The sequence below is a fragment of the Photorhabdus heterorhabditis genome (genome assembly GCF_018448905.1).
GTDB lineage: Bacteria > Pseudomonadota > Gammaproteobacteria > Enterobacterales > Enterobacteriaceae > Photorhabdus > Photorhabdus heterorhabditis.
Genome location: NZ_RCWA01000041.1, coordinates 21,293 through 37,990 on the forward strand (window position 1 = coordinate 21,293; position 16,698 = coordinate 37,990).

General features: G+C 40.0%; 9 protein-coding genes and 2 pseudogenes. 9 read left to right on the plus strand and 2 right to left on the minus strand.

The window, feature by feature from the left end:
- Nucleotides 1–94 precede the first annotated feature (94 nt).
- From EAE89_RS24450 to EAE89_RS19070, 4 genes and pseudogenes are all read left to right on the plus strand, one after another.
- Nucleotides 95–225: pseudogene (locus EAE89_RS24450) on the plus strand (IS982 family transposase); the annotation flags it as partial.
- Between the two features lie 803 nt (nt 226–1,028).
- Nucleotides 1,029–1,358: an HAD hydrolase-like protein gene (locus EAE89_RS19060; RefSeq protein WP_054477849.1), complete on the plus strand. Its 330-nt coding sequence runs from the start codon at nt 1,029–1,031 to the stop codon at nt 1,356–1,358.
- A gap of 629 nt (nt 1,359–1,987) precedes the next feature.
- Nucleotides 1,988–3,214 (plus strand): RtcB family protein, encoded by a 1,227-nt coding sequence (locus EAE89_RS19065; protein ID WP_054477847.1) that lies wholly within the window; start codon nt 1,988–1,990, stop codon nt 3,212–3,214.
- 5 nt (nt 3,215–3,219) lie between these two features.
- A complete protein-coding gene (locus tag EAE89_RS19070; protein WP_054477845.1) occupies nt 3,220–4,029 on the plus strand; it encodes a nucleotidyltransferase domain-containing protein in 810 nt (269 codons plus the stop codon).
- 434 nt (nt 4,030–4,463) lie between these two features.
- On the opposite strand, the gene EAE89_RS19075 is transcribed toward EAE89_RS19070, so the two are convergent.
- Entirely contained in the window at nt 4,464–5,129 is a 666-nt protein-coding gene (locus EAE89_RS19075; protein ID WP_172910460.1) for an O-methyltransferase, read from the minus strand.
- A 96-nt stretch (nt 5,130–5,225) separates the two neighbouring features.
- Between EAE89_RS19075 and EAE89_RS19080 the strand changes: the two genes are divergently transcribed.
- Nucleotides 5,226–5,879: a TetR/AcrR family transcriptional regulator gene (locus tag EAE89_RS19080; protein ID WP_054477841.1), complete on the plus strand. Its 654-nt coding sequence runs from the start codon at nt 5,226–5,228 to the stop codon at nt 5,877–5,879.
- Between the two features lie 38 nt (nt 5,880–5,917).
- Here the strand turns inward: EAE89_RS19080 and EAE89_RS19085 are convergent, their stop codons facing one another.
- Nucleotides 5,918–6,505: a hypothetical protein gene (locus EAE89_RS19085; protein WP_214086416.1), complete on the minus strand. Its 588-nt coding sequence runs from the start codon at nt 6,503–6,505 to the stop codon at nt 5,918–5,920.
- 489 nt (nt 6,506–6,994) lie between these two features.
- Here EAE89_RS19085 and EAE89_RS19090 point away from each other — a divergent pair, with 489 nt between their 5' ends.
- The 4 genes and pseudogenes from EAE89_RS19090 to EAE89_RS19105 form a co-directional block, all read left to right on the plus strand.
- Nucleotides 6,995–8,923 carry a type I restriction-modification system subunit M gene (locus EAE89_RS19090; protein ID WP_054477819.1) on the plus strand — a complete coding sequence of 643 codons (1,929 nt, stop codon included), beginning with the start codon at nt 6,995–6,997 and terminating at the stop codon, nt 8,921–8,923.
- A complete protein-coding gene (locus tag EAE89_RS19095) occupies nt 8,923–10,287 on the plus strand; it encodes a restriction endonuclease subunit S (protein ID WP_214086417.1) in 1,365 nt (454 codons plus the stop codon). Before EAE89_RS19090 ends, EAE89_RS19095 begins: the two co-directional genes overlap by 1 nt.
- 79 nt (nt 10,288–10,366) lie before the next feature.
- Nucleotides 10,367–13,480 (plus strand): type I restriction endonuclease subunit R, encoded by a 3,114-nt coding sequence (locus EAE89_RS19100; RefSeq protein WP_214086420.1) that lies wholly within the window; start codon nt 10,367–10,369, stop codon nt 13,478–13,480.
- 141 nt (nt 13,481–13,621) lie between these two features.
- Nucleotides 13,622–16,573 (plus strand): annotated as a pseudogene (locus EAE89_RS19105) (AAA domain-containing protein); the annotation flags it as partial.
- Nucleotides 16,574–16,698 lie beyond the last annotated feature (125 nt).

The following is a 16,698-nucleotide window of genomic DNA, read 5'->3' on the forward strand; positions in this document are numbered from 1 at the left end:
TTTGAGAATATGAAATAAAATTGAGATTAACAAAACAAAAGTATTGACCTTAATTTAACCTGAGATTTGCTTAAGAAGGGAACTAAGTGCCTGAGTCAGCGATACCCGTATGTTAACCTTGAAGCAAAGAGCGCTCATTCCTCTATGCGCTTTTTTTCGTTACGCAAGGCTGAAACCCAAGGGATCGCTTTTAGTGATTCAACCAAAATTGCCGTTTGTTACAACTGTGATAATTAAGATATAAGGTTAATTAGAAAGTCAGCGGAATCAAAGAAAGTTAAGATCACGGCGCTAGCTTTAAATCTTCTTAATGACATTGGTATCAACTTAATTAATCCTTACGATATAAATTCATGTAAATCTATTTTTACCAATGCACTATTTTTCAGCAAAAGAATTAGGATACAATACTATATTTATACCGTCTTTCCTCAAGAGCATAATAATTTCAAAAGTTGACATAAAACATAGTGCAGATTTTTTACAATGGTTCTGTGGTCAAGTACACCCTGATTTTATTGTTGCATCAGAGAATATATTATCCGTCTGGCACAGCAGAGAATTTTTTAGTTAACAGGAGTAATTTTAAATTATTTTCAGACCCTGCTAATCTTTTTAATGTATTCATAACATCAAGTTATTACTTCTATGAGTTAACAGATTTAATATTTAATCAGATTCATATTAAGCCCCCTATATACCCAATAAATTTCAAGATGGATCGCGACGGCAAGGGAGCGAATCCTCGGGAGCATAGATAACTATGTCATAGAGAACGATGTGACCGGGGTGAGTGAGTACAGCCAACAAAGAGGCAACTTGAAAGATAACAGGTATAAATACAGCATTAAACAAATTGCATAGTAATTTCCTTTTAGACTTAAATCAGTTAATAGTGACCCTAGGATTTTTATCAACTAAATTCATTTATTTTTCAGAAAATGACTATAGATTTTTAGACACATCATTCATCATGTCTGATATTAATTGGCTCAAATAATATTTTCACGCCAAAAAGGAATCTTAATATGTATCGCACATTAACTGGCTTTCTATTCGATATAGATGGAACTTTTATTGATTCTACGGAAGCTGTTCAGGAAACAGGGTTAGATTTTTCTCAAAAATATCACTTAAATTTCAACGATGTCATAGAGTTTGCATATGGTAGAAGAACATCTGAAACCGTTACTCATTTTTTAGGTGACTCTCCTTCCCGTTATAGAATATCCAAATTCATAGAAAGAAAAGAAATTGATAACACAGATAATATTACAGCGATTCCAAGAGCAAAGGAATTACTTAACTGCATTCATTCATCACATTGGGTATCGTTACGTCTGAAAATAAAGAATTAGCGCAAAGGTGCTTATTAACCACAGGATTACCCTGTCCAAAAATAGATAATATTATTCATTTAAAAAATATTAAATCATTCTGTACTCACACAATAATTCAGCATATATTTCCATCTAATTTAATAACATTAACACATAATATTTAAACAATATCATTGTATAAAAATCTTTTATTAACTTTACAATCACTCATTAAATCAAAAAATCACTTACAAATTAATATTAATTCTTAAAAATACCTTTGTATATAGATTGACATCACAATTTCAATATTACTCAGCAAGACAACAATATTAAAAATTTGCAATATTCATCAGATACAATAGTATTGCAAATAAAAAAATCTGCTCTTTATACTCTTTTTTAACTTTCTATGAGGAAATAAATACAGAAGAGTTGATTAAATAAGGGAAAAAGACTAATCATTCTAACTACCTATTTAACAAACGTTATTATTACAAGCCATTCTTATGAATGAACAGTGAGCACAGGAGCACACAGCGAAACGTACACGTAGTACGTGAAGGTAACTCATATCGCTCTCCACGATAAAGAATGGCAAATTAAAAAGCCTAACCGGACGGGCTTAACCATGGTAATAGTAACGAGTAAATAACAAGGAGAGAAGCGTGAAAACAAATGATTACGAGTTGATCACTGCACCAAACAGTGTACCAATAAAAATGTGGACTCATGGCGTACCCGTCGAAGCAGAAGCTCGTGAGCAGTTATTAAACACGGCAAAAATGCCTTTCATATTTAGCCATTTGGCAGTAATGCCTGACGTCCATCTCGGCAAAGGCTCAACTATCGGCAGCGTAATCCCAACACATAGAGCAATTATTCCCGCAGCCGTGGGGGTAGATATCGGCTGTGGTATGATGGCTGTACGTACCTCATTAAATACCCGTGACTTACCAGACAATCTGTATGCCATCCGCCGAGCGATTGAAATCGCCGTACCACATGGTCGTACGGTAAACCGCACTGGTCACGATAAAGGTTCCTGGCAGAAACCGCCAGCAACTGTCAACCATCATTGGAATATGTTACAGCCTGGGTTTAAACGCCTGACCGATAAATACCCGCAGCTCCTGAAAACCAACAATTATCAGCACCTAGGTACGCTAGGTACCGGTAATCACTTTATCGAACTGTGTCTGGATGAATCTGATCAAGTATGGGTAATGCTACACAGCGGTTCGCGTGGCATCGGTAATGCCATTGGTCATCTATTTATTACCCTCGCTCAGCAGGATATGAAACAGCACATCACTAATCTGCCTGATCGTAATTTGGCTTATTTTGAAGAAGGTAGCCGCCACTTTAGGGACTACATGGAGGCGGTCAGTTGGGCACAAAACTTCGCCCGTCATAATCGTGAAGTCATGATGCAACATACGCTAACAGCACTGGCTACAGTGATTACAAAGCCCTTCACTGCCATGACAGAAGCTGTTAACTGCCACCACAATTATGTGCAGCAAGAGCAGCACTTTGGTCAAAACGTGCTGGTAACACGCAAAGGTGCAGTGGCCGCACACAAAGGAGTGATGGGTATCATTCCTGGTTCAATGGGCGCGAAAAGCTTTATCGTCCGTGGTCTGGGGAATAAAGAGAGTTTCTGTTCATGCAGTCACGGCGCCGGACGGGTATTAAGCCGCACGGCAGCAAAAAAGCGTTTCACAATAGAGGATCAGAAACGCGCCACGGCCCACGTGGAATGCCGTAAGGATAGCGACGTAATCGACGAAATCCCAATGGCCTACAAAGACATTGAGGCGGTAATGGCGGCTCAGTCTTCACTGGTAGAAATCGTTCACACCCTGCGTCAAGTAGTTTGCGTAAAAGGATAACAAATATGAAAGAAAAATGCGGCGTCAGTGACACTATGAAACAACACATACGCCAAAAGTTGGCGCAACTTGAAACAGAACAGCAAATACGGATACTTTATGCCTGTGAATCGGGTAGCCGTGGTTGGGGATTTGCTTCAACAAACAGTGACTACGACGTACGTTTTATTTATGTACATGATCCGTCGTGGTATTTACGCGTAGACCCACCACGCGATGTGATCGAATTACCGATCAACGACGAACTGGATATCTCTGGCTGGGAACTGCGCAAAACTCTGGGGCTACTGAAACGGGCCAACCCAACATTGATGGAATGGACAGATTCACCCGTGGTTTACTGTGAAGACGTGGAATTTATGACGGCGCTACGCGCCCTACTACCAGACTACTTTTCCAACAACAGAGCGCGATATCACTATCTATCCATGGCGAAAAAAAATTTTCGGGGTCATCTGCAAGGTAAAGAAATACGGCTGAAAAAATACCTCTATGTACTGCGCCCCTTGCTGGCTGTTCGTTGGATAGAAGCAGGTAAAGGTGCACCACCAATGCGCTTCGATGCCTTACTAGCCGCAACTGTCGAAAATGCAGATCTGATGCGAGAAATACAAACTCTACTTACTATCAAACGCAACGCCAGCGAAACGGATTACGGTCCACGTTTCAAGCATATCCATAACTTCATCTGCCACGAGCTGGATAATTCATCGACTCGCTGCAAGATAAAAGATGAAAGATTCCTCTCAGACACCAAATTAGATTTACTTCTGATGCACACAGTATTCAGTAATAACACGGGAGGTATATGTTAAAAAACGACTGAAAAAAACGGTAAAGGGGTACAGCATTTCAATGACAAAAGTTGAATGCTTATAAAAAAACAGAAAAATCATTTTGTTATGCTATTTTCGACTTGACAGCCAGTAATCTTAAATAAGTTACTGGCTAAATTGCCAGATAAAGCCTATCTCTATTCACTATTCTCTCCAATTTCATATTCACCCAATGGCTCAGCATGAATTTCTGTCACAGAAACCACATCACAGCCTTGATAGAGCTGGATCGCACCAACACAATCGGCACCTATGCATGAAAATAAATCAAAAGGTTATTTTATCGGTATATGAAAATGAGACTGAATTCTGCTACGAATTTGCTCATTATCTGGAAGTAGATTATCAAAATAATGATATTATTCTGGTGCATTGGTAAAGCACACCTTAGCAGATGTGCTTTATACTTCAGACTATAATCTGATAGATAATTCAATATCTTTAGCAAAGGGGACAGAAACATAATTATCACTAATACGAACATAATGGCAATATTCTGGCGCCCAATCTGCATTATCGGCCACGATCAATGTTCCCGTGTGCATACGATCTTCTAACATCATTAAAATAGGGTGATAAAGAGTTTTTGCGCCGTCTAATAGAATAAAATCAATTTTTTCTGGTAAATTTTGCCCTAATGTCTCGATAGCATCTCCCTCCCGAATTTCAACTAAATGTTCGACACCTGCCTTTTCCATATTTATACGCGCTTGTACCACCTTTTTATGTTCAAACTCGGTACTAATTACCTTTCCACCACCATTATCTTTCACGGCTGCGGCCAAATGTAGAGTAGATATTCCAAATGAAGTACCAAATTCAATTACCGATCTGGAATTATTAGCTCGACAAAGTATATACAGTAAATTGCCTGTATCCCTTGATATTGACATATAATGTTCTTTAGCTCGAGTATAAAATACTTTATAGTTCTCACCACCCGCTTCTTTCATCAACGCTTGCTGCTCGGTTTCGGGTAGATAACCCAATGTTTGAAAAAGCCGGGCTTGAGAATTGTCAGATTCGGAGAAAAGTTTTTCTAATATTGTACTCAATGGATGAGTGGTTAATGTATTCATCATATTTCCTCTATGTATAAATAGTTCCGCTAACTATTGAGTGATAGAATACGAGTAATTATTCACATTTAATATTCGCATATCAGGAAAAGAATTATGCAAAAGAAAAATTTCCCTGTTATTTCAATTAGAAAGGCTCCCAAACAGATACGCTCTATGCATTTAGTTGCGAATATTCTGGAAGCCGCTACTCGCGTTTTACTCCAAGAAGGAGTCCATTGTTTTACGACAAGTCGAATAGCAGAAAAAGCAGGAGTCAGTATTGGATCGTTATATCAATATTTTCCTAATAAACAGGCTATTCTTTTTTCACTGCAAGAAAACGAATGGAAACAAACTCAGCAAGACTTAGCCAATATTCTATTTGATTTCACTATTCCACCACTGCAACGTCTACGTTTGGCAATAAAAAAATTTTTTCATACCGAATGTGAAGAAGCGGTATTACGCACAGCACTATCTGACGCAGCACCTTTTTTTCGTGATTCAGATGAAACAACACAGCAAGAAAAAGAGACTATGTTACTTGTTCTAAGATTCATTAATGAAACTATTCCTAATATAGCCGATGAGCATCGATATTTTATCTCTAAGTTACTTTTAGAAACGATGTTATCAATAGGAGAACGACTTGCCAGTCATACAAATTCGTTTGAAGAAGTAGACAAATGGGCTGAAGCTGTAAGTGATATGTTGTGTTATTATATTGAAAACAATATATCTAAGGACTCTAATAATAAATTAAGGTAAGAATTAATTCCCTAACATTATAAATTAAAATATTTAATTTATAACTCATATTTTAGAAAGGAAAAATCCTGCTCATACGCCACACAGACTCTTTTGTATATATTTTTATCCCCTTCACTGTGATAACCTAATGTCAGATAATAATTTTTACCTTGATATTTTTGAAATATAATCCATTCACCTGTAATAGCTTTACCTTTAATTTTTTTATCATATGCACCAATGGCTAACTGATAGGATATATAATTAATAAGATCATCATCAACATACTCTGATTTATTATTATGAAATGCCTTATTTATTGTTTTTCCCATATACTTATCACTACCCCATTGATTTTTAATGTTTTTAAAAATAAACCTGGCATTAGTAAAATGCGCTTTCATTAATCCTTTTAATGGTTCATAGAGGAATACCCCTTCATCCTTAATACACGAGGATTCCATTATTCCTTCAAGAGATTTAACCCTATCTATGATATTAAAAATATTGATGACTCTCCCGTAATATAATTGCATAACTTGAGCAATAAACACAGAACTTATTCGTGATAAATCAATATCACAGAACCCTGGTAAACTATTAGCAAAATATAATAATTCATTTCTACCAAGAGAGATTTTCATCATCACTTCACCTATACTAATTTATCTACTGAAATATCTGTTCCCTGTAGATGTTGTATTCCGTCTCATAAAAAGCTAACTACAATATGCATATACCCAATGGATTTCAAGATGCTTCGCCACGGCAAGGGAGCAAATCCCCGGTAGCCTATACCCAATAGATTTCAAGTTGCAGTGCGGCGGCAAGAGAACGCATCCCCAGGAGCATAGATAACTCTGTGACTGGGGTAAGTGAACGCAGCCAACAAAGCAGCAGCTTGAAAGATGAAGGGTATAGATAACGATGTGACCGGGGTGAGTGAGTGCAACCAACAAAGAGGCAACTTGAAAGTTGCCGGGTATAAACACATAAGCAATACAATACTTATTTCTCTCTTCTACTATCAAATTTTTTAGTCATTCATGTAACAAGACAAGAAATGTATTCATTGTTCTTGCGAGCCGCCTCACATCATGGACAATAGAGAAAAAACTTTAGGTAGAATACCAATGACTAATTTTTCTTCAATGGCCGCGTTTTTGTGGTCAGTAGCCGATCTTTTACGCGGTGATTTCAAACAATCCCAATACGGACGCGTTATTCTGCCATTTACGGTGTTACGCCGTCTTGAGTGTGTGCTGGAGCCAACCAAGCAAACCGTATTAGACAAAACAGTGTCAGTAGAAAAAATGGATAATAACGCGGCAGAGAAAATCCTGCGCCACGCGGCTAACCAACACTTCTATAACACCTCACCGTTGGATCTTAGCAAGTTAGGTGAAACACAAACCCGCCTTAACCTTGAACGTTATATCCGTTCTTTCAGCAGCAATGCGCGGGAAATCTTTGAACACTTCAAGTTCACTGAATACCTGCAACAACTGGACGATGCCAACCTACTGTATAAAGTAGTGAAGCAGTTTGCCGATACCGATCTAAGCCCAACATCTGTCAGTAATCACGATATGGGTTTAATCTTTGAAGATCTGATCCGTCGCTTCGCAGAAAGCTCGAACGAAACCGCAGGGGAACACTTTACCCCACGTGATATCGTGCGCCTTACTACCTCGTTGGTACTTGCTGATGATGACGAAGCATTAACCCTTCCAGGGCTTATCCGCCGTATCTACGATCCAACCGCGGGTACCGGTGGCTTTCTCTCCAGCGGCATGGAATATCTGCATGAGATTAACCCTTCCGCCAGCCTGAAAACCTACGGGCAGGAACTGAACCCAGAGTCCTACGCGATCTGTAAAGCAGATATGCTGATTAAGGGTCAGGACATTAGCAACATCAAACTGGGTAACACACTATCGGATGACCAGTTATATAACGAACGCTTTGACTACTGTTTGTCTAATCCACCGTTTGGCGTTGACTGGAAGAAGGTGGAGAAAACCATCCGTGATGAACAAAAACGGGGTTACGATGGCCGTTTTGGTCCCGGTTTGCCACGTGTCTCTGACGGTTCGTTACTGTTTCTGCTGCACCTGATTAGCAAAATGAACGATAACAGCCGTATCGGTATTATCCTCAACGGTTCGCCGCTATTTACTGGGGGTGCGGGTAGTGGTGAAAGTGAAATTCGCCGTTATGTGTTGGAACAAGATTTACTGGATACTATCGTCGCGCTGCCAACGGATATGTTCTACAACACCGGTATCGCGACTTATATCTGGGTACTGAGTAACCACAAGCCACAGGAGCGCAGAGGAAAAGTATTGCTGATTAACGCCACCGATCAGTTTGAGTCGATGCGTAAGTCTCTGGGCAGCAAACGCCGTTATCTGACGGAAGAGCAAATTAGTGAGATTGTGAATCTTTATTCTCGTTACCAACCTACTGACAATGCAAAGCTGTTTAAAACGTCTGATTTTGGCTATCGCCGTATTACTATTGAGCGCCCACTCAGGCTGGCATTCTATCCGCATGACGTAGAGCGCCGTGAAGCAATGCAGGCGGAGAAAGACTGGAAAAAAGTCGAGGAGCCACAAACTCTACTAGCGGCATTGGATACACTCGATGAGAAATACCTGTCACGCGATAAATTCAAACAGGCGTTACCGATAAAGGTTTCTGCTACGGTTTGGAAATTGCTGGTTAAACATCTGAGTGAATCTGACGAAGAAGCCGAAATTTGTACCAGCAAAGGCCAGCCAGAAGCAAATACCAGCCTACGCGACTATGAAAATGTGCCGTTAAATGAATCTATTAATGATTACTTTGAACGTGAAGTAAAACCACATGTGCCGGATGCCTGGATAGATACCAGCAAAACTGACGAGTATGACGGTCAAGTAGGTATTGTGGGTTATGAGATTCCATTTAACCGCCATTTCTATCAGTACCAACCTCCACGCTCACTGGAAGAAATTGATGCCGATTTGGATAAAGTCAGCCGGGAAATTATGGCGCTGTTGGCAGAGGTGCATTCTTGATGAGTCGATATAAAGCATATCCGGAATATAAGGATTCTGGCGTTGAGTGGTTGGGGAAAGTTCCTTCCGAATGGAAATTACATTCATTAAAAAGGACTATTAATGGATGCACTAATGGGATTTGGGGAAATGATCCTGATGGTGAAAATAATATAGTGGTAATTCGTGTCGCTGATTTTGATAGAAACATGTTGTCCATAGTAGATGATAAATTAACATATCGTTCTATTTCAGATAGTGAAAAAAAATCTAGATTACTTAAGTCTGGTGACCTCTTAATTGAGAAATCTGGAGGTGGTGAAAAAAATCTTGTTGGATGCGTTGTAAAATTTGATCGCTCTTTTCCTGCGATTACATCTAACTTTATAGCCAAAATGACACCAAAGAAAAATTATGATAGTACTTTTCTTACATATGCATTTCACCACCTCTATGAAAGAAAGGTTAACTATTCATCAATTAAACAAACAACAGGGATACAGAATTTAGACTCAGAATCCTATTTACAAGAGTATTTTTGTTTCCCTACATTCTTTGAACAAAAATCGATTAGCAAATTCCTCAATTATGAAACCTTCAAAATCGATCAGTTGATCTCCAAACAAAAACAACTCATCGAACTTCTGAAAGAAAAACGGCAGGCAGTAATTTCTCATGCAGTGACTAAAGGACTAAATCCTAATGTAAAAATGAAGAATTCTGGTATTGAATGGCTTGGGGAAGTGCCGGAACATTGGAGAATTAGCCCACTGAAATATAACTGCCTATTCTCGGGCGGAGGAACACCATCAAAAGACAAACTTGAATATTGGAATGGTGATATTCCTTGGGTATCCCCTAAAGATATGAAAAGCTTTTATATAAGCAACTCGGAAGATAAAATTACTAAAACAGCCATTGTTGAATCATCTACAAAATTAATTGCATCCGGTGCAGTTTTGATTGTTGTCAGATCTGGAATTCTTCAGAGAACTATCCCTGTTGCTATTAATACTTGCCCTGTAACATTAAATCAGGACATGAAAGCTTTGATTTTCAAAACTCCGCTAAATGCTGAGTTTTTCACTTATTTCATTCGAGGTAATGAAACTCAATTACTCCTTGAGTGGTGCAAGCAAGGAGCTACAGTTGAAAGCATTGAGTCTGAATATCTTTCAAACAGTGCAATACCTTTTCCACCAAGTCATGAAATTTCCCAAATAATCTCCTATTTAAACAAAAAAATGACTCGTTTTAACGAACTAGAGGAAAAGTCATTTAAATCTATTGAGCTTCTCAAAGAACGCCGTTCCGCCCTAATCTCCGCTGCGGTCACGGGCAAAATCGACGTGCGCGATTGGCAAGCCGCTAAGGATGTCGCATGAGTCATATTCAGTGATTCCACAATAACCATAAGTTAAACAAGGTAAAAATCATTACTAAACACGCTTATCAGGAGAATTAATTTTGGTATCTAAATCCGCAGAACTTCTGTTCCAAAATGACATTATCGCCAGCTTGCAATCTCAGGGCTGGCTGTTGGGTATTTCGGCCAATTATGACCGCAAACGTGCCTTATACCCAGAAGATGCATTGACCTATGTACAAGAAACCCAGCCTGATGCCTGGGAAAAGTTCTGTAGCATTTATCCAAAAGATACTAAAACACACTTCTTTAATGCGATTGAAAAACACCTAAACAACTACGGTACGCTCTGGACACTGCGCCATACAGTAAAAGACCGCGGTACACGGTTTGAGCTTTGCACTTTTAAGCCAGACCATGAACTTAACCCGGACTTGATGACCCGCTATAAAGCCAACCGCTTGCGCATCGTGCCAGAGCTGGTTTACTCCCCTAATGGTTACGATGGTCGTATCGATCTGACCTTGTTTGTTAATGGCCTGCCAGTAGCAACTCTGGAACTGAAATCGGCTTTTAAGCAGACGCTGGATGCAGCAAAATTACAATATATCAACGACCGTCAGCCAAAGACCGGTAATAAACCAGAACCATTACTCACCTTTAAACGAGGTGCACTGGTACATTTTGCCGTCAGCCAATATGAAGTAGCAATGACTACCAAACTGGATGGTAAAAAAACCTTCTTCCTGCCATTTAACCGTGGTACCACTGACGGAAGCGCGGGTAATGACCAGCCTGTTGACGGTTATGCCACCAGCTATCTGTGGCAGGAAATCTTACAACCGGATAATTGGTTACGTATTCTCCATCGTTATCTGCATCTGGAAAGTAAGCGGGTGGACGATCCGCTAGGTCACCAACAAATCAAAGAAACCCTGATATTCCCACGTTATCACCAGTGGAGCGCTGTCCAGTCAGTACTCGCAACAGTGCAGGCAGAAAGCATCGGTAAAAAATACTTAATTCAACATAGCGCGGGTTCAGGTAAATCCAACTCTATTGCCTGGCTGTCACATCAGTTAGCCACACTCTATCGACCCGATGGTCATAAAATCTTTAACTCAGTGATTGTGATTACCGACCGCACGGTACTCGACAACCAGTTACAGGATACTATTTACCAGTTTGAACATACCTCCGGTGTTATTAGTCGTATTAACCACGAAGAATCCGGCAGTAAATCGTCACAACTGGCAGAGGCGCTTTCACAAGGGACACCAATTATCATTGTCACCATTCAAACCTTCCCACATGTGCTGAAAGCCATTCAGGAAACCACTGGCTTAAAAGGTCAAGCCTTTGCCATTATCGCGGATGAAGCGCACTCCAGCCAAACCGGCAGTACAGCACGCCAGTTACGCGAAGTGCTGATGGCCGAGAAGATTGATAAAGAAGAGATAGACAGTCAGGACATGATAAACGCCACACTGGAAGCGCGTCGGGGCTCATCGGATATCAGTTATTTTGCTTTTACAGCTACACCTAAAGCGAAAACGCTTGAACTGTTTGGCCGCCCGCCTCATCCAGATATGCCATTGGCAAATGACAACAAACCAAAGCCCTTTCACCTCTATTCTATGCGCCAAGCGATTGAAGAAGGTTTTATTCTTGACGTGTTGAAGAATTACACCAGCTACGGTCAAGCGTACAAATTGGCACTAGAAGCAGAAGATAAAGAAGTCGACAGCAAAAAAACCAAAACTAAGCTCAACAAATGGATTCGCCTGCATCCGCATAATATCGCCCAAAAAGCACAGGTAATCATTGAACATTTCCGTGAAAACGTGGCAAAGCTACTTAACCACGAAGCCAAGGCAATGGTAGTAACCAGCAGCCGATTGGAAGCAGTAAAGTACAAGCAAGCATTTAACCACTATGTCACTGAAAAAGGTTATAAGCGCCTCACCGCTATGGTCGCGTTTTCAGGTGAAGTGGTTGATGAAGGAGAAAGCTACACAGAAAATTCAATGAACCCTGGCCTGAAGGGACGCGATATGCGTAAAGCGTTCGATACTGATGATTATCAGGTGATGCTGGTGGCGAATAAATTCCAAACCGGCTTTGACCAACCGAAGCTGGTAGCAATGTACGTCGATAAAAAGCTTAAAGGTGTAGACTGTATCCAGACCTTATCGCGTCTTAATCGCACCTATCCCGGCAAAGATACCACTTACGTGCTGGACTTCGTAAACGATCCGCAGGATGTACTGGCCGAGTTTAAAGAATATTACCAGAATGCTGAATTGATAACGGTATCAGATCCCAATTTAGTCTATGCCATTTACCACAAACTCAACGAGCAGCACATCTGGCAATGGAACGAAGTAACGAACTTCTCTGATGCCTACTTTGACCCAAAACGTGGACCAGAAGCGTTAACGACTTACTGCAAACCCGCCGTGGATCGTTTCACCAAGCGTTATCGTTCAGCCATAGATGTATTACGCGATGCGCTCTCAACCTTAGAGCAGGCAAAACAAAGTGGCGATAAGACCTGGCAAGTGAACTGTGAACGCAGCCTAAACCAGGCGCGAGAAGCGAAAGATGTACTGGATACCTTTAAAAAGGATATGAACAGTTTTACCCGCTTTTACGAATTTGCTTCACAGATTGTCGATCTACATGACGAGGATCTTGAACGATTAAATGTTTTCGTCCGCCATTTGCTGCCTCTGCTGCGCGAAGAGCGTCTGGATGACGATTTAGATATCAGTCAAATACAACTGACTCATTACCGTTTGTGGGAAAAACGTACTCAGGATCTGAAACTTCAGGCCGGTGGTGAAGGGTTAAAAGGCATCACCAGCGTAGGTAGCTCTATCTCACAACGCCCCAAGGATTTGCTTTCGCACATCCTTGAACAAATGAATGACCTGTTTGGAGCAGACACTACAGAAGGCGATAAGCTCACATGGCTGTACGGCACTGCAACTAAAGTCTCTGAAAATGAATCTGTTATGGCACAACTATTGAATAACAGCGTTGATCAGATCATGCATGGTGACTTTCCTAACGCAGTAGAGAGTGCGGTTATAGAAAGTATGGGCGCTTTTGAAAAAAATTCACATGCGTATCTGTCTGATCCGAAAGTCTCACAACAAATAAATCTGCTTATTTTTGAGGTGTTAATGAGAGGATTGAGGAGAGAATGAGTGTTTTCTAACCTAAATAACCTATGATTATTGGTTGACCAATACATTGATTATATTAATCTTTTTAAAGAGTTTATTAATTTTTTATGATAAAAAATATTTCTTTATTAAGATACACGGAAAAGTTAACAGGATCTAACAATGGATAGCAATTCTCTGGCATTTGCGGCTTATTGGCGCAACTCGCTTGCTGATGCGGTATTTGGACAAGGCGCTTTTACCAAAAAAGATACTCAAATATTTTCTCGCTGGTCCCCATCTGACATTCGCAATGGTCGCCTCAATGATGATACAGTTAAGCAATTTTTTATTTCAGAACCTAATGATGTACAAAGCGTTAGTGTCATTCTTCGCCCACAAGTCTATCTACGCCTCATAGAACATGGCGAAGAGCGCACCTCAGGTGCGCCTTCAGTAATCACACCTTTAATTACTCCGGCTGTATTATCACGTGATGGTTATCTCTATCCTACATCAGAGACTGTCATTCCTCGTGATCTTCTTGAACCTCTAGCAAAAGGAACATTTTCTATTGGAGATATCGCCCAGTTCGATAACTGGAAGACAGTTAATCATGTTTCTGCTATCCATTTTTATGAAGATGTACAAATCAGCAATAGCAATTCACAGCAAACTAAACAAGAAAAAATCGAACGTTTTCAAAAGCAATGGCAAGAATATCAGAATGATTGTAATGAGCTGTTAAAAGCTGTTGCTGGTGATTGGCAGGGAAATGATCATCAATATGAACGGTCGCAAAACGGCTTTATCATTAAAAAAATGCACCCAGGTGGTACCAACAAACATATTATTGCGTTTTATGATCACATGCTCCAAACAAAACAAGTTCCTCCATTATTTGCCCGCTTTGCCTCTACTAATATTGACGCTACCGAGCCATTATTACCATGTGGAGCAAAATTTACCGACAGATTAGGTCATTCAAGTGATAAATTCCCACTAGCGGTGGCACAACGTGATGCACTCAGTCATTTTCTTGATTGTCAGCACGGTGAAATTCTGGCCGTGAATGGTCCGCCAGGAACGGGTAAAACGACATTAGTTTTATCCGTTATTGCAACCTTATGGGCCAAAGCCGCATTAGCAAAAACAGCCCCTCCGGTTATTCTTGCTACATCTACAAATAATCAGGCCGTCACCAATATTATAGAAGCATTTGGAAAGGATTTTTCATATGGAACGGGACCTTTGGCAGGTCGATGGTTGCCTAAAGTTAAAAGTTTTGGAGCTTATTACCCTTCCTCAACCAAAAAAGATAAAGCTGATGAAAAATATCAAACAGAAACTTTTTTTAACCAAATAGAGTCAGTAAAATTCATTGAGTATGCAGAAGAACATTATCTGATGTCTGCAATACAAGCGTTTCCTGGGGAAACACATTTTTCAACAGAAACTGTTGTTGAATTACTACATCAGCAATTACAAAAAGAAGTTAACAAGCTCTCTACCCTACAACAGTCTTGGCAAAAACTTTGTCAAATCAGGGAAAAAGTATCCCAAGTTATTGGCATAGATCCCGAGAGTTATATTGAAAAGAAAACGGTTATTATTTCATTACTGCGCAAGCATATTAATGCATTAAAAGCCATATCAGACCGATGGTTAGAATATCGTGCAAATGAACCTTTACTTTATTCACTCTTCTCCTGGTTTTCAGTCGTCAAAAGCAAACGGAATTTCCGTATACAACTACTTCTTAAAAAACTATGGCCTGAAGAAATTTCACAACCAAAATGGACTGATATCAATGAAATAACAAAATTAATTGACGACATTATTACGCAAAAACAGAAAGAATGTAATGAACATCAGTGTCAGCTAGATACAGCACAACACATTATCGAATTAGAAAAGCAAGCAGCCCAAGACTGGAGAAAAGCAACTCAAGTATTAGACTATATAGGAGACACAGAGCCGGACTTCTCATATGCAGATGAACTAGCAGATACACAAATCCGCTTTACCATCTTTTTACTCACCACGCATTATTGGGAAGGGAGATGGTTACTGGATATGAGGAATATTGGTAATATACGAAAAGAAAAGGGTAAAACCAAACGAGTTGCCTGTATATCACAGTGGCAACGCAGAATGAAAGTAACTCCTTGTGTTGTTATGACCTGCTATATGCTACCAACGAAAATGATCGCCAAACAATTCCGCAACCAAAACCCGCATGACGATGATTATCTCTATGATTTCGCAGATTTACTGATAGTTGATGAAGCGGGGCAAATACTACCTGAAGTTGCAGCGGCGTCTTTTGCACTAGCCAAAAAAGCATTAGTGATTGGTGATAGCGAACAGATTGCACCGATTTGGAATGTGTCAGGTCATATCGACATCGGCAATATGTTGGCGGCGAAAATTATCAATGATAATAATCCAGAACAGTCAATGGCACAATATGAACAATTGACCCAATACGGGAAAACAGCAGCAACCGGGAATGTCATGCGAATTGCACAACTAGCAACTCGTTATCAGTACGATCCTGAATTAATTCGCGGCATGTACCTTTATGAACACCGGCGTTGTGTAGATAATATTATTCATTATTGCAACACACTTTGTTATCACGGCAAGTTGCTTCCCAAAAGAGGTATTGCCAATACCGATAGTTTGTTTCCTCCTATGGGTTACCTACATATTAATGGTAAAGGTGTATCAGTAAATGGGAGTAGTCGTCATAATTTACTAGAGGCAGAAACTATCGCTGCTTGGGTTGCAGCTAATAAGGCGAAAATAGAGTCTCATTATAATAAAAGCATCCATGAAGTTATTGGCATAGTCACACCTTTTAGCGCCCAAGTTTCCATTCTGAAACAAGTATTCCGCAAATACGAGTTAAATAAGAACAGCGAAAACAAAATAACTATTGGTACAGTATATTCATTACAAGGCTCAGAAAGACAAATCATTATATTTTCTCCAGTCTATTCAAAACACGAGGATGGCGGTTTTATTGACCGCGATAATAGTATACTGAATGTTGCTGTTTCTCGAGCAAAGGACAGCTTTCTTGTGTTTGGCGATATGGACCTGTTTGAACTCCAACCCCCCATCATCCCAGGGCGCGAGCATACTTTTTTAACGCCTATTGAAAGTAGAGTAATGACATGATCTAATCACGCTTATTTCTCTTCAGATAGCTCAATGATGACTCTGATTGAACACCTCGCCGTTGTTAAAGAAAC

Bases quoted from the DNA above. Each gene is read 5' to 3' on its own strand.
- EAE89_RS19060 (WP_054477849.1), top strand. From the start codon at position 1,029: ATGTATCGCACATTAACTGGCTTTCTATTCGATATAGATGGAACTTTT.
- EAE89_RS19070 (WP_054477845.1), top strand. From the start codon at position 3,220: ATGAAAGAAAAATGCGGCGTCAGTGACACTATGAAACAACACATACGC.
- EAE89_RS19075 (WP_172910460.1), bottom strand. From the start codon at position 5,129: ATGAATACATTAACCACTCATCCATTGAGTACAATATTAGAAAAACTT.
- EAE89_RS19080 (WP_054477841.1), top strand. From the start codon at position 5,226: ATGCAAAAGAAAAATTTCCCTGTTATTTCAATTAGAAAGGCTCCCAAA.
- EAE89_RS19085 (WP_214086416.1), bottom strand. From the start codon at position 6,505: ATGAAAATCTCTCTTGGTAGAAATGAATTATTATATTTTGCTAATAGT.
- EAE89_RS19090 (WP_054477819.1), top strand. From the start codon at position 6,995: ATGACTAATTTTTCTTCAATGGCCGCGTTTTTGTGGTCAGTAGCCGAT.
- EAE89_RS19095 (WP_214086417.1), top strand. From the start codon at position 8,923: ATGAGTCGATATAAAGCATATCCGGAATATAAGGATTCTGGCGTTGAG.